This window comes from Burkholderia sp. MR1-5-21 (assembly GCF_053427715.1).
Map to the genome: position 1 here is coordinate 1 of NZ_JBSAXD010000152.1, position 309 is coordinate 309.

Here is a 309-nt window from a genome sequence, read left to right on the forward strand (position 1 = left end):
GGCGATCGTCAGCGCGAACGTGCCTTGCGTTTCCTCGCACGCGCGCACGCAGCGGTTGCAGACGATGCACTTCGACGGGTCGTACGTGAAGTACGGATTCGACTCGTCCTTCCGGTCCTGCAGATGGTTCGCGCCGTCGAAGCCGTAGCGTACCTCGCGCAGCCCGACGACACCGGCCATGTCCTGCAGTTCGCAGTCGCCGTTCGCGGGGCAGGTCAGGCAGTCGAGCGGGTGATCGGAGATGTACAGCTCCATCACGTTGCGGCGCAGCGACTGCAGTCTGTCGGACTGCGTGCGGACCTTCATGCC

The 309-nt window shown here is 65.0% G+C and carries 1 protein-coding gene; it reads right to left on the reverse strand.

Translation table 11 applies throughout. The features are described 5' to 3' along the window. A partial coding sequence (locus ACV229_RS40845) for a 4Fe-4S binding protein (RefSeq protein WP_448088698.1) occupies nt 1-309 on the reverse strand: 309 nt, incomplete at both ends.